General features: G+C 73.6%; 17 protein-coding genes. 4 read left to right on the top strand and 13 right to left on the bottom strand.

The genetic code is table 11. The features are described from left to right. Positions 1 to 187: 187 nt before the first annotated feature. The 6 genes from tsaD to glmS are packed head-to-tail and all read right to left on the bottom strand — an operon-like array spanning position 188 to position 6,729. On the bottom strand, positions 188 to 1,264 hold the full coding sequence (tsaD, locus tag Q9250_RS02845; protein WP_306233062.1) for a tRNA (adenosine(37)-N6)-threonylcarbamoyltransferase complex transferase subunit TsaD: 1,077 nt from the start codon (positions 1,262 to 1,264) through the stop codon (positions 188 to 190). Then, on the bottom strand, positions 1,264 to 1,743 hold the full coding sequence (rimI, locus tag Q9250_RS02840) for a ribosomal protein S18-alanine N-acetyltransferase (RefSeq protein ID WP_306233061.1): 480 nt from the start codon (positions 1,741 to 1,743) through the stop codon (positions 1,264 to 1,266). Before rimI ends, tsaD begins: the two co-directional genes overlap by 1 nt. After that, positions 1,740 to 2,402 (bottom strand): tRNA (adenosine(37)-N6)-threonylcarbamoyltransferase complex dimerization subunit type 1 TsaB, encoded by a 663-nt coding sequence (gene tsaB, locus Q9250_RS02835; protein WP_306233060.1) that lies wholly within the window; start codon positions 2,400 to 2,402, stop codon positions 1,740 to 1,742. Before tsaB ends, rimI begins: the two co-directional genes overlap by 4 nt. Then, a complete protein-coding gene (tsaE, locus tag Q9250_RS02830; protein ID WP_306233059.1) occupies positions 2,399 to 4,486 on the bottom strand; it encodes a tRNA (adenosine(37)-N6)-threonylcarbamoyltransferase complex ATPase subunit type 1 TsaE in 2,088 nt (695 codons plus the stop codon). Before tsaE ends, tsaB begins: the two co-directional genes overlap by 4 nt. Further along, positions 4,486 to 4,851 (bottom strand): holo-ACP synthase, encoded by a 366-nt coding sequence (locus Q9250_RS02825; RefSeq protein WP_306233058.1) that lies wholly within the window; start codon positions 4,849 to 4,851, stop codon positions 4,486 to 4,488. The genes tsaE and Q9250_RS02825 overlap by 1 nt, the downstream gene beginning before the upstream one ends. A gap of 33 nt (positions 4,852 to 4,884) precedes the next feature. Beyond that, complete coding sequence (gene glmS, locus Q9250_RS02820; protein WP_306233057.1) at positions 4,885 to 6,729, bottom strand: glutamine--fructose-6-phosphate transaminase (isomerizing); 1,845 nt, start codon at positions 6,727 to 6,729, stop codon at positions 4,885 to 4,887. Positions 6,730 to 6,763: 34 nt separating this feature from the next. Here glmS and coaA point away from each other — a divergent pair, with 34 nt between their 5' ends. Beyond that, positions 6,764 to 7,696 (top strand): type I pantothenate kinase, encoded by a 933-nt coding sequence (gene coaA / locus Q9250_RS02815; RefSeq protein WP_306233056.1) that lies wholly within the window; start codon positions 6,764 to 6,766, stop codon positions 7,694 to 7,696. Between the two features lie 6 nt (positions 7,697 to 7,702). Here coaA and Q9250_RS02810 read toward each other — a convergent pair whose 3' ends face one another. After that, complete coding sequence (locus tag Q9250_RS02810; protein WP_306233055.1) at positions 7,703 to 8,656, bottom strand: EamA family transporter; 954 nt, start codon at positions 8,654 to 8,656, stop codon at positions 7,703 to 7,705. Between the two features lie 104 nt (positions 8,657 to 8,760). Between Q9250_RS02810 and Q9250_RS02805 the strand changes: the two genes are divergently transcribed. After that, entirely contained in the window at positions 8,761 to 9,294 is a 534-nt protein-coding gene (locus Q9250_RS02805; protein WP_306233054.1) for a CGNR zinc finger domain-containing protein, read from the top strand. A gap of 78 nt (positions 9,295 to 9,372) precedes the next feature. Here the strand turns inward: Q9250_RS02805 and glmM are convergent, their stop codons facing one another. The 4 genes from glmM to Q9250_RS02785 all read right to left on the bottom strand — a co-directional run bounded on the left by glmM (position 9,373) and on the right by Q9250_RS02785 (position 13,250). After that, entirely contained in the window at positions 9,373 to 10,731 is a 1,359-nt protein-coding gene (gene glmM / locus Q9250_RS02800) for a phosphoglucosamine mutase (RefSeq protein WP_306233053.1), read from the bottom strand. 2 nt (positions 10,732 to 10,733) lie between these two features. After that, entirely contained in the window at positions 10,734 to 11,213 is a 480-nt protein-coding gene (rpsI, locus tag Q9250_RS02795) for a 30S ribosomal protein S9 (protein ID WP_306233052.1), read from the bottom strand. A 21-nt stretch (positions 11,214 to 11,234) separates the two neighbouring features. Further along, on the bottom strand, positions 11,235 to 11,681 hold the full coding sequence (rplM, locus tag Q9250_RS02790) for a 50S ribosomal protein L13 (RefSeq protein ID WP_306233051.1): 447 nt from the start codon (positions 11,679 to 11,681) through the stop codon (positions 11,235 to 11,237). A gap of 180 nt (positions 11,682 to 11,861) precedes the next feature. Beyond that, entirely contained in the window at positions 11,862 to 13,250 is a 1,389-nt protein-coding gene (locus Q9250_RS02785) for a coiled-coil domain-containing protein (protein WP_306233050.1), read from the bottom strand. Positions 13,251 to 13,358: 108 nt separating this feature from the next. On the opposite strand from Q9250_RS02785, the gene Q9250_RS02780 reads away from it, so the two are divergent. After that, the gene (locus Q9250_RS02780; RefSeq protein WP_306233049.1) at positions 13,359 to 14,003 is read left to right on the top strand and encodes an HAD hydrolase-like protein; all 645 of its coding nucleotides are present in this window, start codon (positions 13,359 to 13,361) and stop codon (positions 14,001 to 14,003) included. A 97-nt stretch (positions 14,004 to 14,100) separates the two neighbouring features. Here the strand turns inward: Q9250_RS02780 and truA are convergent, their stop codons facing one another. Next, positions 14,101 to 14,913: a tRNA pseudouridine(38-40) synthase TruA gene (truA, locus tag Q9250_RS02775; protein ID WP_306233048.1), complete on the bottom strand. Its 813-nt coding sequence runs from the start codon at positions 14,911 to 14,913 to the stop codon at positions 14,101 to 14,103. Between the two features lie 100 nt (positions 14,914 to 15,013). Between truA and Q9250_RS02770 the strand changes: the two genes are divergently transcribed. Continuing rightward, positions 15,014 to 16,930, top strand: a complete 1,917-nt coding sequence (locus Q9250_RS02770) for a glycoside hydrolase family 15 protein (protein ID WP_306233047.1) — start codon at positions 15,014 to 15,016, stop codon at positions 16,928 to 16,930. A gap of 79 nt (positions 16,931 to 17,009) precedes the next feature. Here the strand turns inward: Q9250_RS02770 and rplQ are convergent, their stop codons facing one another. Continuing rightward, positions 17,010 to 17,645 (bottom strand): 50S ribosomal protein L17, encoded by a 636-nt coding sequence (gene rplQ / locus Q9250_RS02765; RefSeq protein ID WP_306233046.1) that lies wholly within the window; start codon positions 17,643 to 17,645, stop codon positions 17,010 to 17,012. Positions 17,646 to 17,658 lie beyond the last annotated feature (13 nt).

Genomic DNA, 17,658 nt, shown 5'->3' with positions numbered 1-17,658 from the left:
CTGGCCAGCAGGTGCGTACTGGCCCTGCGCGTATTGGCCCTGCGCGGGCGGCGCCGCCGGCTGCTGAACGGCCTGCGGCGGCTGCTGCGGCTCCTCCGAGCCCTGCGGCTGCCATGTCGTCGAGCTCATGCCCTGCCTCCCCCTGCGTGCTCCGTCCGATCCTGCCAGGCCGCCCTGTGCATCCGCCTCACCGTGTCGACGCATCGTCGACGACCTGCACGACGTCGGCCTCGAGGGTCGACTCGGCCGCGAAGCCTGCGGGGCTCGGCGCATCGCCGCGCGCGACGAGCATGGCGCCGACCGCGGCGATCATCGCGCCGTTGTCGGTGCAGAGCTCGAGCGGCGGGATGCGCAGGGTGACGCCGGCCGCCTCGGCGCGCTCGGTCGCGACCTCGCGCAGCCGACGGTTGGCGACCACGCCGCCGCCGAGCAGCAGGCGCGGGATGCCGTGCGCGGCGCAGGCGTCGAGCGCCTTGGCGACCAGCACGTCGACGACCGCCTCGCGGAAGCTGGCGGCGACGTCGGCGACCGGCAGGGCCTCCGCCGCCGCCTCGGCGCGCTCGACGTGGCGCGCCACGGCGGTCTTGAGGCCCGAGAACGAGAAGTTCCAGCGGTGCCGATCGCGATCCTTGGGCGCCGTGAGCCCGCGCGGGAAGGCGATGGCGGCCGGGTCGCCGCCGATGGCGGCGGCGTCGATCGACGGGCCGCCCGGGTAGGAGAGGCCGAGCAGCCGCGCCGTCTTGTCGAAGGCCTCGCCGGCCGCGTCGTCGATGGTCTCTCCCAGCAGCTCGACGTCGCCCGCGAGGTCGCGCACGAGCAGCAGCGAGGTGTGGCCGCCGGAGACGAGCAGGGCGATGGTGGGCAGCTCGAGCGGCGCGCCGGACAGCACGTCGGCAGCCACGTGCCCCACCAGGTGGTTGACGCCGTAGAGCGGCAGCTCACGGGCGGCGGCGAGGCCCTTGGCGGCGCCGATGCCCACCATCAGCGCTCCGGCGAGGCCGGGGCCGGCGGTGACCGCGATCGCGTCGATGTCGTCGAGCGTCAGCCCGGCGTCGGCGAGCGCCCCCTCGATGGTCGGCTGCATCTGCTCGAGGTGCGCTCGGGCGGCGATCTCGGGCACGACGCCGCCGAAGCGGGCGTGCAGCTCCATCGACGAGGCGATGCGGTTGGCGAGCAGCTCGGTGCCGCGCACGATACCCACGCCCGTCTCGTCGCAGCTCGTCTCGATGCCGAGCACCACCGGTGCCGTCGTCGCTGCCCGCATCAGGATGCCTCTCGCTTCATGACCACGGCGTCGACGTCCTCCGGCTGGTAGTAGCGGGGCCGCACGCCGATCTCGCGGAAGCCCACCGACTCGTACAGCGCGCGGGCGACGGGGTTGTCGGCGCGCACCTCGAGGAACAGCTCGCGCACGCCGCGGCGGCCCGCCTCGGCGAGCAGCTCGGCCAGCAGCGCGCGGCCGATGCCGCGGCCGCGCGCCTCTGCGTCGACGGCGATCGTCTGCACGTCGCCCTCGACGCCCACCGCGCGCAGGCCCGCGTAGCCGAGCGAGCGCCCCTCGTTGTCGACGGCGATGATGTAGCGGCCCCACTCGCTGCCGAGCTCGGCGCGCATGGTGTCGCGCTCCCACGCGCTGGCGGCGAACGACGCGCGCTCGATGGCCATGATCGCGTCGAGGTCGGCGACGTCGGCGGTGCGGATGCGCACACCGCCGGCGTCGGCGACCTGCGGTGCCGCGCTCACTGCGACACCCGCTTCGGGCCGGCCGACGGCACGGCGTCGGCGTCGCGCAGGTAGAGCGCCTGCGCGATGTCGCTGGCGCCCCGCGCGACGGCGCCCGCGAGCAGCGCCGCGTCGATCGCCTCGGCATCGAGCCGCGGCAGCCCGGCGTGCGCTCCGCTGGGGGCAGGCACCGCATCCGCCGGCGCCAGGTGCGGCCCGTCGGCGACGACCCCGTCGACGACGACGCTCCACGCGCGCTCCCGGCGCCGCACATCCGTCGTCACCTGCGCGCTGCCGTCGGTGACGCCCTGGTGGCTGGCGATGCCGCGGCAGGGCACGCCGAGGCCGAGCGCGACCGCCCGCGCGGCGGCGATGCCGACGCGGAGGCCCGTGAACGCCCCCGGCCCCATGCCGGCGACCACGAGCCCGATCGAGCCGCGACGCCCCTCGAGCGCGCGCTCGAGCATGCCGCCGAGGTGCTCGGCGTGGCCGCGGCGGTCGTCGGCGTGCTCGCGGAAGACCACGGCATCGCCGTCGGTCACCGCCACGGACGTGCCCAGCGAGGTGTCGATCGCGAGGATCAGCCGCCCGGGCCGCAGCGGCCGAGCCGCCGTCCGCTGCTCTGCCGCTTCCCCGTGCTCGGCCTGCGCGGCCCCCTGCTCGACCTGCTCGACCATCATGCGCCTCCCTGCGTGTCGATCGCGGACCCGTTCCACCGATTCCGACCCGGTGCACCGGGTCGGAGATGGTGGAAGGGGTCGGCACCCCCGGTCGCGACGAGCGAGCGCACGCGCGCGGCGTCCCACGCCGGGCCGTGCCCGCGCAGCCGCACCCGCCGTGGCGCGGCGTCGAGCGCGTCGGCGTCGTCGGTCGCCGCGGTGCCATCGGAGGGCTGTTGACCACCGGCGAGCGCGGCATCGCCCAGGCCTGCGAGGCCACCGGCGAGCTCGGTGCCACCGGCGAGCGCGGTGCCACCGGCGAGCGCGGTGCCGCCGGCGAGCTCGGGGCGCGCGATCTCGACCCTCAGCCACGAGTCGAGCGCGTGCTCGAGCGGCGCGCCCCACTCGGCGACCGTGATGGCGCCGTCGAGGTCGAGGTCGAGGTCGTCGAGCTCGGCCTCGTCGCCGAGCCGGTAGGCGTCGACGTGCTGCAGGTCGGGGCCGGCCGCGGTGCGGTGCGTGCGGGCGATGACGAAGGTGGGGCTCTGCACGGTGCCGCGCGCGCCCAGCGCCCGGCCGATGCCGCGCGTGAGGGTGGTCTTGCCGGCGCCGAGCGGACCGATCAGCAGCACCGCGTCGCCCGCGCGCAGCACCCGGCCGATGCGCTCCCCCAGCAGCTCCATCGCGTCGCCGTCGGGCACCGTGCCGGCCACCTCGACCGCGACGCGGGGGCCGACCATCGCGCTCAGCTCGGGGGCGGATGCGTGGGCGAGCGTCACGGGCTCGCCGACCGTCACGGGGTGGTCGCCCACGTCGAGCACGACCTGGTCCATCGCCACGCGGCCCCGGATGGGGAAGGCCACGCCGTCGAGCTGCACCGGCCGGCCGGACGCGCTGCGGGCGATGCCGTCGGCGTAGCCGAGGCCGACGAGCGCGAGCGTCGTGGGCGCGGGGGTGACGTACGTGCCTCCGTAGGAGACGCCGAGCCCTGCCTCGACGCGCTTGACGCCGACCAGCTCGCCGATCAGGTGGCGCGGCTCGCCGTCGAGCCCGAGCTCGAGCACTCGGCGCGGTGCGGTCTCGGGGGTCTGCGCGACGACCCCGGCGCCGAGCCGGGCGGCGCCCATCCGCGTCACGACCTCGTAGGTGATGGTGCCGGCCGCTGCGGCCCAGGCGTCCGCGCTGGGCTCCCCGACGCCCGACGCGTCGCCGCGGGCACCGGCCGGGTCGCCCCACAGCACGCCCTCGCCGCTCAGCGCGGGGGCGATGCGCAGGCGTCGCGGGCCGATCTCGACCGCGTGCGCGAGCTGGCCGCCGACCAGCACGGGAGCGCCGAGCGCCGGCAGCAGGCCGGCGTCGAGCCCGCCGTCGGCGATCCCTTCGACGAAGTCGGCGGTCACCCGCATCGCCGGGCGCAGGCCGAGCGCCGCGGCCTCGCGCCCGTCGCCGGCGCCGGGGCCGGTCGGGTCGACCCCGTAGGCGGCCATGCCGATGCGCACCATGTCGAAGCGCGCCTCGGGCAGCGCGATCGCGGCCGCCGAGCCGGCGAGGTGCCGCACCTCGATGCCGAGCGGCTCGGCGGCGGCGCAGGCCGCCGCGAAGTCGGCGGCCTGGGCGAGGTCGGCGTCGCGGCTCGTGCCGGCGAGGTGCGACATGACGCCGCGGATGCGAGCGCCGTCGTCGGCCAGCGCGATCGCTCGAGCGATCGCGGCTGCCCGGTCGCCGCGGGCGATGCCGTTGCGGCCGAGCCCGGTGTCGACCTTGAGGTGGATGACGGCGCCGGCGGCCGCGGCGGCGTCGAGCTGCTCGATCGACGAGACGGCGACCTCGATGCCGTGGCGGGCCGCGAGCGAGAAGTCGGTGCGTGCCCCGTGCAGCCAGGCGAGCAGCGGCGCGTCGATGCCGGCCGCACGGAGCGCCAGGGCCTCGGCGAGGTCGACGACGCCGAGCATGGTCGCTCCCCCGTCGAGCATCGCGCGCGCCGCGACGACCGCGCCGTGCCCGTAGCCGTCGCCCTTCACGACACCGCACACCGGCACTCCGGCGCGCTCACCGAGCAGCGCGACGTTCGCGGCGATCGCCGCCGCATCGATCTCGACCCGCATCAGGACTCCGCGATGACCGTCGCGGTCGCGATGCCGGCGTCGTGGCTCATCGACAGGTGGATGCGCGCGGCGCCGATCGACGCGGCCTGCGCCGCCGCCGTGCCGCGCAGATCGAGGGCCGGGGCGCCGTCGTCGCCCTGCACGACCACCAGGTCGACCCAGCGCATCCCGGAGTGCGCGCCGAGCGCCTTGAACGCGGCCTCCTTCGCGGCGAACCGCGCGGCCAGCGAGTGCACGGGCCGCTCGGCGCCGTCGACCTCGAGCTCCTCCGGCGCGAACAGCCGCGGCTTCAGCGCCGGCGTGCGGGTGACCGCGCGCTCGAAGCGGGCGAGGTCGACGACGTCGACACCGAGCCCGACGATCACGACCCGGCCCCGCTCATCCGCAGAACGGCAGCGTCACTCGACCGTGACCGACTTCGCCAGGTTGCGCGGCTGGTCGACGTCGAGGCCCTTGGCGGTGGCCAGCTCGAGCGCGAAGATGTGCAGCGGCACGACCTGCAGCACCGGCTCGAGCATCGGCAGCGTCAGCGGCACGCGCAGCACGACGTCGGCGTACGGCAGCACCGCGGCGTCGCCCGCCTCGGCGACGACGATGACGCGGGCGCCGCGAGCGCGGATCTCCTGGATGTTGCTGACGATCTTCGAGTGCAGCAGCGGCTCGTTGCGCGGGCTCGGCACCACGACGAAGACGACCTGGCCGGGCTCGATGAGCGCGATGGGGCCGTGCTTCAGCTCGCCGCCGGCGAAGCCCTCGGCGTGGATGTAGCTGATCTCCTTGAGCTTCAGCGCACCCTCGAGCGCCACCGGGTAGCCCACGTGGCGGCCGAGGAACAGCACCGAGCGGGTGTCGCTCATCCAGTGCGCCAGCTCGTGCACCGACTCCTGCTGGGCGAGCACCTCGCGCAGCTCCTCGGGCAGCTCGCGCATCTCGTCGACGACCTCGGCGATGGCCTCGTCGGTCATCGTGCCACGCACCTTCGCCAGGTGCAGGCCGAACAGCAGCTGGCCGATGACCTGCGCCAGGAACGCCTTCGTCGACGCGACCGCGACCTCGGGCCCGGCGTGCGTGTAGAGCACCGCCTCGGACTCGCGCGGGATCGTGGCGCCCTGCGTGTTGCAGATCGCGAGCGTGCGCGCGCCCTTCGACGCGGCGTGCTGCACGGCCATCTTCGTGTCCATCGTCTCACCCGACTGCGAGATCGAGATGACCAGCGTCTGCTCGTCGAGGAACGGGTCGCGGTAGCGGAACTCGTGGGCCAGGTCGACCTCGACCGGCACGCGCGCCCAGGTCTCGATCGCGTACTTGCCCACGAGCGCCGAGTAGGCGGCGGTGCCGCAGGCGACGATCACGATGCGATTGATGCCGCGCAGCGTCTCGTCGTCGAGCACGCCCAGGTCGAGGTCGACGCCGTGCTCCGAGAGGCGGCCGCGCATGGTGTTCTCGACGGCCTCGGGTCCCTCCGAGACCTCCTTCGCCATGAACGACGGCCAGCCGCCCTTCTCGGCGGCGGATGCGTCCCAGTCGACGTCGAAGCGCTTCGGCTCCGCGGGGTTGCCGTCGAAGTCGATGACGACAGCCGCGTCGTTGGTGATCGTGACGATCTGGTCGTTGCCGAGCGCGGCCGCGTGCGGCGTGAACTTCACGAAGGCGCTCACGTCGCTGCCGAGGAAGTGCTCGCCCTCGCCGTAGCCGACGAGCAGCGGCGAGTTGTGCGAGGCACCGACGACCACGCCCGGCTGGTCGACGTGCACGGCCAGCAGCGTGAACTGGCCCTCGAGGCGGCGCACCACCCGCTGCATCGCGGTGGTGAGGTCGCCCGTCTCGCGGAACGCACGGCCGAGCAGCTTCGCGGCCGCCTCGGTGTCGGTCTCGCTGGCGAAGACCTCACCGTCGGCCTCGAGCTCGCGGCGGAGCTCGGCGAAGTTCTCGATGATGCCGTTGTGGATGAGCGAGAGACGGCCGTCGTCGCCGAGGTGCGGGTGCGCGTTCTCGTCGGTCGGGCCGCCGTGCGTCGCCCAGCGCGTGTGGCCGATGCCGGTCGCCGACGCCGGCAGCGGCGCGTCGTCGAGGCTGCCGCGCAGCATCGCGAGCTTGCCGCTCTTCTTGCGCAGCGCGATCCGGTCGCCGTCGAGCACCGAGATGCCCGCGCTGTCGTAGCCGCGGTACTCCAGCCTGCTCAGGCCTTCGAGCAGCACTTCGACAGTGCCGCGCTCACCGGTGTACCCCACGATTCCACACATGCCACCGATCCTACCGGCGATAGGCTCGCGAGCGATGTCGCACCCGATCCAGTCGCCGTTCGTCGAGATCGACCGAGCCGACTGGGCACGGCTCGCTCCCCGCATGCCCGACCCGCTCGCCGAGGCCGAGGTGCGGCGGCTCCGCGGCACCGGCGACCGCCTCGAGCTGCGCGAGGTCGCCGAGGTGTACCTGCCGCTCTCCCGCCTGATCAGCCTGTATCAGGAGTCGGCGGCCCGCCTCCACCGCGAGACCACCGGCTTCCTGGGTGCCCCGACGCATCCCACCCCGTTCGTGATCGGTGTCGCCGGGTCGGTCGCCGTCGGCAAGTCGACCACGGCGCGGCTGCTGCAGGAGCTGCTGAAGCGCTGGGAGGGCTCGCCCAAGGTCGACCTGATGACCACCGACGGCTTCCTGCACCCGAACCGGGTGCTCGAGCAGCGCGGCATCATGCACCGCAAGGGCTTCCCCGAGTCGTACGACCGGCGTGCGCTGCTGCAGTTCGTGACGCGCGTGAAGTCGGGGGCCGCCGAGGTGCGGGCGCCCGTCTACTCGCACCTGACCTACGACATCGTGCCGGGCGAGGAGATCGTCGTGCGCCGGCCCGACATCCTCGTCGTCGAGGGCCTCAACGTGCTGCAGCCGCCGCCCTCGGGAGCGCACCTGGCGGTCTCCGACCTCTTCGACTTCTCGGTCTACGTGGATGCGCGCACGAGCGCGATCCGCGAGTGGTACGTCGAGCGCTTCTTCGCGCTGAAGGCGACCGCGTTCCAGGATCCGCAGTCGTACTTCCACCGCTTCGCCTCGATGTCCGACGCGCAGGCGCGCGCCTACTCCTCCGAGATGTGGGACACCATCAACGGGCCGAACCTGGTCTCGCACATCCTGCCGACCCGCTCGCGCGCCGACCTGGTGCTGCGGAAGGCCGACGACCACTCGATCAGGAGCGTGCTGCTCAGGAAGGTGTGAGGCGCCTCACGGGCTGGGGATCCCCTCGACGATCGCCGGCGACCTCGACGCCCGCGGACGATCGACCTGCCCCAGCTTCACGAGCACGACGCCCACCACGATCGCGATCGCGCCGAGCCACTGCATGGGCGAGGGCAGCACGAGCAGCAGCACGGCCGTCCAGAGGATGCCGAACATGGGCTCCGAGTAGCCGACGAAGCTCGCGAGCGTGGCACCCAGGCGGCGCGCGCCGAGGATGCCGATCACGTAGGCGGTGGCGGTCGCGATCACCACGAGCAGCAGCACGACGAGCCACGCCTGCACGGTCGCACCGGCGAGCTGCACGGGCGCCGCGCTCACGACGAACGGCAGCAGGCCCGTCGCCGACGCCGCACCGAGCACGATCGCGCCGACGACGAGCCCGAGCCCTGCGAGCGCGATCGGGTGCAGCTCGGAGTCGGCCTTCGACGCGGCCACCCAGTAGCCGGCGTTGCCGACGGCGGCCAGCAGGGCGAGCAGCACGCCGACCGGGTGCAGCGCGTCGCCGCCGATGCCCGAGATGAGCGCGAGCCCGACCAGCGCGACCCCGGCGCCCGCGAGCGTGAGCCGGGCCGGGGCCCTGCGCGTGACCGCCCAGCCGAGCAGCACGAGCAGCACCGGGCCGAGGAACTCGATCAGCAGCGCGAGCGAGGGCTCGATGAACACCACCGCGCTGAAGAACGCCAGCTGGCAGAGCGCGACGGCCAGGAGGCCCAGCACCAGCACCTCGCGCCACGACCGGAGCACCGCATCCCACCGCCCCCTGAGCAGCCGGAGCGTGGGCAGCAGCAGCACGAGCGCGCCGCCGGCGATGCGCACCGTGGTGACCGCGCCGGCGCTCCACCCGCCGTCGAGCAGTGCCGACGCGAAGATGCCGGAGAGCCCGAAGGAGCCGGCGCTCGCGAGGGCGAAGGCGAACCCGAGAGGACGGCGAGACTGCATGGTCGGCTCACTGCTTCGCTGAGGGCTACGATCGTGCTCACCGAGGCGGCACGGGTGTCACCGCCGATGGCCATGACAGTCGCGATCGTAGTCGAGGTGCACCAGTGCCGCTGCCCTACCCCACGGAGCTCATCCGCTCGCTGGAGTTCATCGCCGACGTCTGCAACCGGCGGCGCGCCGGCGCGCTGCAGACCGCCGCCGACCTGCGCGCAGTGTGCGGCGAGTGGAGGTTCCCCGGAGCCGACGCCGCGACCGAGGCTGACGCGGCGGCCACGTGGGCCCATCTGCCGGCCGTCGAGACGATGTGGGACGCCGATCGCGACACCGTCGCGGTCGCGGTGAACGGCATCTTCGACCGGACGGCGGCACGACCCCGGCTCGTGCAGCACGACGGGCTCGACTGGCACCTGCACGGTCTGCCGCCGACCGCACCGCTCGCCGACGCGATCGCGGTCGACGCCGCGATGGCGCTCGCCGACCTCGTGCGGGTCGACGACCTCGCGCGGTGCAGCCGGTGCGCCGACGACCGCTGCGAGCGCATGTTCGTCGACCTGTCGCGCAACCGCTCGCGGCGCTTCTGCTCGACCACCTGCCAGTCGCGCACGAACGTCGCCGCGTTCCGCCGTCGGCACGGCTGACGGCGGCGCGACGCGCGGCGCGACCTGCTGGTGCACCGGCGCCGGCTGCCGGGGGCCGCGACGACCCCCGGCAGCCGGCTACGCCTCGGCGCCCACCGTGAGCTGCTGCCGCACCAGCGCCGCGAGCTCGTCGGCGATCGACTGCGCGACATGGCGCTCATGCGCCTCGACCATCACGCGCACCATCTTCTCGGTGCCCGAGGGCCGCAGCAGCACGCGGCCGTTGGCGCCGAGCTCGGCCTCGGCCTTCGCCACGGCGTCGGCGATCGGCTGGTTGCCGCGCAGCCCCAGTCGATCGACGCCCGAGACGTTGACCAGCACCTGCGGGAAGACCTCCATCACCGAGGCGAGCTCGGCGAGCGTCTTGCCGGTGCGCACCATCTCGGCCGCGATCTGGAGGCCCGTGAGCACGCCGTCGCCGGTGGTGGCGTAGCGCGAGAAGATCACGTGACCCGACTGCTCGCCGCCGAGCGCCAGCCCGTACTCGCCGAGCGCCTCGAGCACGTAGCGGTCGCCGACCGCGGTCTGCACGAGCTCGATGCCGTGCTGCTCCATGGCGACGCGCAGCCCCAGGTTCGACATGACGGTCGCGACGAGGGTGTCGTCGGTGAGCCGGCCGCGACGCTTGCCCGACACCGCCAGCAGCGCCATGATCTGGTCGCCGTTGACGACATTGCCGTCGGCGTCGATCGCGAGGCAGCGGTCGGCGTCGCCGTCGTGGGCGATGCCCAGGTCGGCGCCCGACGAGAGCACCAGGTCGCGCAGCTGCTCGAGGTGCGTGGAGCCGACCTCGCGGTTGATGTTGAGCCCGTCGGGGTCGTTGCCCATCACGGTGACCTTCGCGCCCGCGTCCGCGAACGCCTGCGGGCTGACGCCCGCGGCTGCGCCGTGCGCGCAGTCGAGTGCCACGTGCAGGCCGGCGAGGCTGACGTCGAGCGTGCCGAGCAGATGCACGAGGTAGCGGTCCTCGGCGTCGGCGAAGCGGTTGACCGTGCCGACCTCGGCGCCGATCGGCCGCAGCGGAGCCGCTGCCAGCCCAGCCTCGATCTCGTCCTCGACGGCGTCGGGCAGCTTGCGGCCGCCCTTGGCGAAGAACTTGATGCCGTTGTCGGGCGCCGGATTGTGCGACGCCGAGATCATGACGCCGAAGTCGGCGCCGATGTCCTGCACCAGGTAGGCGGCAGCCGGCGTCGGGATGACGCCGGCGTCGAGCACGTCGACGCCGCTCGAGGCGAGCCCGGCGGAGACGGCGGCGGTGATGAACTCACCGGAGATCCGGGGATCCCGGGCGACGACGGCAACAGGGCGCCGCGCCTCCTGCCGGGCTGATCGCCCGAGCACGAGTGCGGCGCCCTGTGCAAGCGCCAACGCCGATTCTGCCGTGATGTCGAGGCCCGCGAGCCCGCGGACGCCATCCGTGCCGAAGAGGCGCGACAAGATCAGCGCTTCGAGTACTGCGGCGCCTTGCGGGCCTTCTTGAGACCGGCCTTCTTGCGCTCGATGACGCGAGCGTCGCGCGAGAGGAAGCCGGCCTTCTTGAGCTCCGGGCGGTTGTTCTCGACGTCGATCTCGTTCAGCGCGCGAGCGATGCCGAGGCGGAGCGCGCCGGCCTGGCCCGAGGGGCCGCCGCCCGAGATGCGGGCGATCACGTCGTACGAGCCGCTCAGCTCGAGGAGCGTGAACGGGTCGTTGATGAGCTGCTGGTGCAGCTTGTTCGGGAAGTAGTCCTCGAGCGTGCGGCCGTTCACCGTGAACGAGCCGGAGCCGGGGGTCAGCCGCACGCGGGCGATGGCCTGCTTGCGACGGCCGACGGCCTGGCCGCCGATGTTGACGACGCGGGGGGCCTTGGGAGCCTCAGCCGCGGGCGTCTCGGTCGAGAAGCTCTCGGGAGCCTCGATGGAGTCTGCGATCTTCGCCATGTCTGCTGTCTCCTCGCGCCCCTACTGGGCGACCTGGTCGAACGTGTAGGGGGTCGGCTGCTGCGCCGCGTGCGGGTGCTCGGGGCCTGCGTAGACCTTGAGCTTCTTGATCTGGGCGCGGCCGAGCGAGTTCTTCGGCAGCATGCCGCGGATCGCCTTCTCGACCGTGCGGACGGGCCAGCGCTCGAGCATCTCGACGTAGTTGGTCGCCTTGAGGCCGCCCGGGTAGCCCGAGTGCCGGTAGGCGATCTTCTTCTGGAGCTTCTGGCCGGTGAGGGCCACCTTCTCGGCGTTGACGATGATGACGAAGTCGCCCATGTCCATGTGGGGGGCGAACGTCGGCTTGTGCTTGCCGCGGAGCATGGCCGCCGCGTGGCTGGCCAGGCGGCCGAGCACCACGTCGGTGGCGTCGATGACGATCCAGTCGTGCTGGACCTCCGCCGCCTTGGGCGAATACGTACGAGTCATGAGTAGCCTCACTGATCGAATGGATGGTCGTGAATCCCGCTCCGAGGTGTTCTGCGAGCGATGCTGCAGAACGATCCGGTGGAGGGCTCATTCGGGCGAGCGCAGGCTGCGCGCACCAAGGATCGATCCTAGCTGTGAGGCGGAGCTCCCGTCAACCGGTGCGGCGCGCCGCGCCGCGCATCACCGGTCGATCGCGGGGTCGTACTCCTCTTCGTCCTCGTGCCAGACGACGTCGACGACCTCCTCGCGCGTCTCGGAGGCCTCGATCGGCTCGCCCTCGACCGCCTCCACCTCGAGGGTCAGGTCGTCGAGCGGGTCGACGACCTGGGCGGATGCGGTGAAGGCGTCGGGCACGACCTCGCGGTCCTCCGCCGCCAGCGCGGGCACTGCGGCCGACGCATCCGCCGTGCTCGAACCGCCGCGGGCGGCCTCTGCGCCGGCGGCGCCCCAGGTGCGGGGGTCTGCGGCGTCGGCGACGTGCATGAGCGACTGCACCTCCGCCATGAAGCCGGTGAGCTGGGTCTGCTGGTAGCGCAGGCCGCGGGCGCGGTCCTCGGCGTCGCGCAGCACGTCCTTGGTGTGCTTCGTGACGGTGTCGACGATCGCCTGGGAGCGCTGGCGAGCCTCGTCGAGCATCGACGACGCGCGGGCCTTGGCGCTCGCCTCGATCTGCGCCGCCTGCGCCTTCGAGAGCTGCTCGTAGGCCTCGGACTGCTCGGCGACGTGCTTGGCGTGCGCGAGTGCCGACGCGACCTTCTCGTTCGCGTCGCCGGTGATGCGCTCGGCGTGCGCGACGGCCTGGTTGTGGAGGCGGAGGAACTCCTGCTGGGCGTCGTCCTGGCGGCGGGTGAGGGCGGCGTCGAGCTCGACGCGGCGGGCCTTCGCCTCGCGCACGATGCGGTCGGCGTCGAGCTTCAGGTCGTCGGTCTCGCGCGTCGCCTGGGCGCGCAGGGCGGCGGCGGCGCGCTCTGCCTCGCCCAGCAGCACCTGCGCCTCGCGGTCGGCCTGCGCCACCTTCTCGCCGAGCGAGCCGAGCTCCGACTCGACGCGCGCGCGGTGCGCGGTCTGCTCGGTCTCGCTGCGGCGGCGCGTGAGCTCGGCCTCGTGCTGCGCCTCCTGCAGCGCGCGCGCGGCCTCCTCCTGCGCCTCCTTGCGGATCCGGTCGCGCTCGGTGCTCGCGTCGTCGAGGATCCGCTGCGCGGCGGCGGAGGCGCTGTCGACGAGCGACGACGCCTGGTCCTCGGCGACGCGCAGGATCTCGGCGAAGCGCACGCGCGTCTGACGGCCCTCGCCGGCGTCGTCGTCGGCCTCGTCGACGGCGTCGTCCTCGTCGAGCGTCTGCACCTGCTGGGCGAGCCGCAGCATGCGCGCCTCGGCCTGGTCGGCTCGCGAGACGGCGGCGTCGAGGTCTTCGCTGAGGTGCTGCGCGCGAGCCTCAGCGTCGAGCGCCCTCGCCTCTGCGGAGCGCCGCAGCTCGTCGAGCTCGGTGCGCAGCTGCGCCACCGTGCTGTCGACCTGCTCGCGGTCGTACCCGCGGAACACCTGATCGAACGCCGACTGCTCCGTCATTGACCACTCCTCGCCTCGCGCGCCGAGCTGCTGTCGGCCAGCGTCCATCCTAAGCCGCTGGCGAACCGCCTCGCGGGTGGCCGCCTGGGTCTGCGATGGTGGAGGGACATGAATCCCAGCGGCATCATCTTCGACCTCGACGGCACCCTCACCGACTCCAAGGAGGGGCTCCTGTCGAGCCTCCGGCAGATGCACGAGGCGGTCGGCTGGGAGATGCCGGAGGAGGCCGAGCTGCTGCGCTGGCTCGGGCCGCCGCTGGTGACGGTGCTGGCCGAGGCCGGCCGCACGCCCGACGAGATCGAGCGCGCCATGATCGCCTTCCGCGCCGCCCAGGCCGCGGGCGGCCTGCTGGGCTCCACGCTCTACCCGGGGGTCGAGCAGCTGATCGCGCGCCTCGACGACGCCGGACTGCCGCTGGCGGTCGCCACGCACAAGATCCAGCCCGACGCCGAGACGGTGGTCGACCACTACGGCCTGCGGCACCGGTTCCGCGGGGTGCACGGCCGCGTCGCCGGCGAGGCAGGGCACTCGAAGGCCGAGGTGATCGCCCGCGCCGCCGCGTCGATCGGCCTGCCCGCCGCCGACATGGTGATGGTCGGCGATCGGGTGAACGACATCGCCTCGGCGCACGAGCTGGGCATGCCGTCGATCGGCGTCGCCTACGGCTACGGCGGCCGCGCCGAGCTCGAGGCCGCGGGCGCCACCCGCGTCGTCGACTCCGTCGACGAGCTCGCCGCGCTGCTCTCCGCCTGACGGGCGCCTGCGGCTCCGGTCTGACGAGCGCCTGCGGCTCTGGCCTGACGAGCGCCTGCGGCTCTGGCCCGACGGCGCCCGCGCTGGCGGCGAATGCTCAGGCGTCGAGGTCGGATGCGCTCCGTCGCGCCCGTGCGCGCTCGGCCTGCTGGGCGAGCAGGTCGTCGGGCGGGTAGCCGACGGCCACGAGGGTGAGCCCGTGCGCGGGCATCAGGCCCGTGAGCGGCGAGCGCCGGCGCTCGTCGAGCAGCGCCGCAGCCTGCGCGAGCCCGAGCCGACCCTCCCCCACCCGCACGCACGCGGCGACGAGCGCGCGCACCATGGAGTGGCAGAACGCATCCGCCGTCAGTGATGCGGTGAGCAGCTCGCCCTCCTGCGCCCACGTGAACGCGCGCAGCTCGCGGATGGTCGTCGCGCCCTCGCGCGGCTTGCAGAACGCGGCGAAGTCGCGCAGCCCCACGAGCGCGTCGGCGGTGCGTCGCATCGCGTCGACGTCGATCGGCCGCGCGACGTGCGCGGCGGTGCGGCGCTCGAGCGGGTCGGGCGCCTGGCCCGCCACGATCCGATAGCGATAGGAGCGCGACACCGCCGAGAAGCGGGCGTCGAAGCCGGGCGGCGCGAGCGCGATCGACCGCACGACCAGGTCGCCCTCGCGCGCCGCGAGCCGCGAGAGCCGCGAGGCCAGCTGCGGCACGACCGCGACGCTGTCGGGCACGTCGGCATGCGCGACCTGCCCGCTCGCGTGCACCCCCGCGTCGGTGCGCCCGGCGACCGTCACCCGCACGGGCTCGCGCGCGATCGTCGTGAGCGCTCGTTCGAGCTCGCCCTGGCAGGTGCGCAGCCCCGGCTGCGCCGCCCAGCCCGAGAAGCCGCCGCCGTCGTAGGCGAGGTCGAGGCGGATGCGGGGCACCACGCCACCCTAGTTCGGCCAGGCGTCCCGGCCCAGGCAGCTCGGCCGGGGCAGCTCGGTCGGCGCAGCTCGACCCAGGCGCCGCGGCTACGCTCGCCCCATGCGCCTTCCCCAACCCATCGAGGACTACGCGCTCATCGGCGACCGCAGCACCGCCGCGCTCGTGGGCCGCGACGGCTCGATCGACTGGCTGTGCCTGCCGCACTTCGACTCCCCCGCCTGCTTCGCGGCCCTGCTGGGCGACCGCGAGCACGGGCACTGGCGCATCGGCCCGGTGGCCGAGGCCGAGACGACCCGGCGCTACCTCCCCGGCAGCCTGGTGCTCGAGACCACGCACGTGACGAGCACCGGCACCGTCACGGTGACGGATGCGATGCCCACGGGAGACGACCGTGCCGACGTCGTGCGCATCATCGAGGGCGTCGCGGGTGTGGTCGAGATCGAGCAGGAGCTGGTCGTGCGCTTCGGCTACGGCAAGGTGCCGCCCTGGTTCCGGCGCACCCGCGAGCACGGCGAGGAGGTGCTGGTCGCGGTCGCCGGCCCCGACCGCCTGGTGCTGCGCGGCGGCCCGCTGCCTCGCGCCGACCGCCATCGCCACCGATCGACGTTCACCGTGCGGGCCGGCGAGCGCCAGACGCTCGACCTCTGCTGGCAGCATTCCTGGCTGCCGATCGCCGAGCCGGTGGGTGAGGCAGAGATCGTCGCGACCACGACGACGGAGTCGTCGGAGTGGCTCGCCGAGCTCGACTACGAGGGCCCCTACCTCGAGGCCGTGCAGACGAGCGTGCTGGTGCTGCGCGCCCTCACCGACGAGGCGACCGGTGGCATCCTCGCCGCGCCCACGACCTCGCTGCCCGAGGATCCCGGGGGCGAGCGCAACTGGGACTACCGCTTCACCTGGCTGCGCGACGCATCCCTCACCGTCGACGCGATGCTCGCCGTGCGGCTCTCCGAGAAGGTGGGGCTCTGGCGCAACTGGCTGCTGCGCGCGATCGCCGGCGACCCGCAGGACATGCGCATCATGTATCGACGCGACGGCGGCCGCGACCTGGCCGAGTCGGAGCTCGAGCATCTGCCGGGCTACGGCGGTGCGAGCCCCGTGCGGATCGGCAACGGCGCCGCGGATCAGCGGCAGCACGACGTGCTGGGGCAGGTCATGCTCACGCTCCAGCGGCTGCGGGCGATCGGGCTCGACGATACCCATGACTCGTGGCACATGCAGCGGGCGCTGCTCGACGAGCTGGCGACGCACTGGCAGGAGCCCGACCAGGGATTGTGGGAGATGCGCGGCGAACCGCAGTGGTTCACGCACTCGCGGGCCATGATGTGGGCCGCGTTCGACTGCGGCGTGCAGGCGATCGAGGGCGGCTGCGACGGCGACCCGGCGCGCTGGATCGCCCTGCGGGATGCGCTGCGCGACGAGGTGCTCACGCGCGGCTTCGACGACTCGACCGGCTCGTTCCGGCAGCACTACGGCACCAGCGAGGTCGACGCCTCGCTGCTGCAGCTGCCGACGATCGGCATCATCGACGCGACCGATCCGCGCTTCCTCGGCACGATCGCGCGCATCGAGCAGGAGCTGCTCGTCGACGGCATCCCGCTGCGGTACCGCACGACGGGCCTCGACGGCCTCTCGGGCGACGAGCATCCGTTCGTGCTGTGCGGGTTCTGGCTCGTGATCGCCTACGCGCAGTCAGGCCGCGTCGAGGACGCGACGGCGCTGATGGATCGCCTCGTCGCGCTGCGGAACGACCTCGGGCTGCTCGCCGAGGAGGTCGACCCCGCCACCGGGCACCACTGGGGCAACTTCCCGCAGGCCTTCTCGCACCTGGGGCTCGTGCTCGCGGCGACCGAGATCGCCAGGGCGCAGCGCGAGCAGGCGGGCCCTGCGACTGCGGATGCCGCGGATGCCGAGCAGCGGCGCGCGGAGCTGGCACAGGCCGACCCGGCGCTGCCCGAGCGGGGCGAGCCGGATCCTGCCGTGGCGCCGCGCGACGACAGCGCGGCGCACGAGTAGGCGCGACGTCGCCGCAGCGCGGCACCCATGCAGAAGAGGGGCACCGCGCGCTGCGGTGCCCCTCTTCTCGCCTGCTCGACTACTTGCCGTCGCGCTGCGTGTTCTCCTTCGAGGCGGCGCCGGTCGCGGCGTCCTGCGCCACGTCCTGTGCCTCGACGGCCTCGGCGTTCGCGGCCTCGGCCGACGCCTCGTCAGCGGCGACCTCGGCCTGCTCGGCCTCGGTCGACTCGACCTGCGTCTCGGCTGCCTCGGCCTCGTCAGCCTTGGCCTCCTCGGCCTTCGCCTCAGCGGCCTCCTGGTCGGCGGCAGCCGACGATGCGGCAGCGGCGGCCTTCGACTTCGACGGCTTCTTCTGCACGGGCTCGAGCACGAGCTCGATCTGCGCCATGGGCGCGTTGTCGCCCTTGCGGTAGCCGAGCTTCGTGATGCGGGTGTAGCCGCCCTCGCGCTCGGCGACCAGCGGAGCGATCTCGGTGAAGAGCTCGTGCACGACGCCCTTGTCACCGATCACGGCGAGCACGCGACGGCGCGCGTGCAGGTCGCCGCGCTTCGCGAACGTGATGAGGCGCTCGGCGATCGGACGGAGGCGCTTGGCCTTCGTCTCGGTCGTCTTGATCGACTTGTGCGTGAACAGCGCGGCCGCGAGGTTCGCGAGCAGCAGGCGCTCGTGCGCAGGACCGCCTCCGAGGCGGGGACCCTTGGTGGGCTGGGGCATGATTCGTATCCCT

The organism is Agrococcus beijingensis, assembly GCF_030758955.1.
GTDB classification, from domain to species: domain Bacteria; phylum Actinomycetota; class Actinomycetes; order Actinomycetales; family Microbacteriaceae; genus Agrococcus; species Agrococcus beijingensis.
This window is presented reverse-complemented; position numbering and strand designations above follow the sequence as displayed.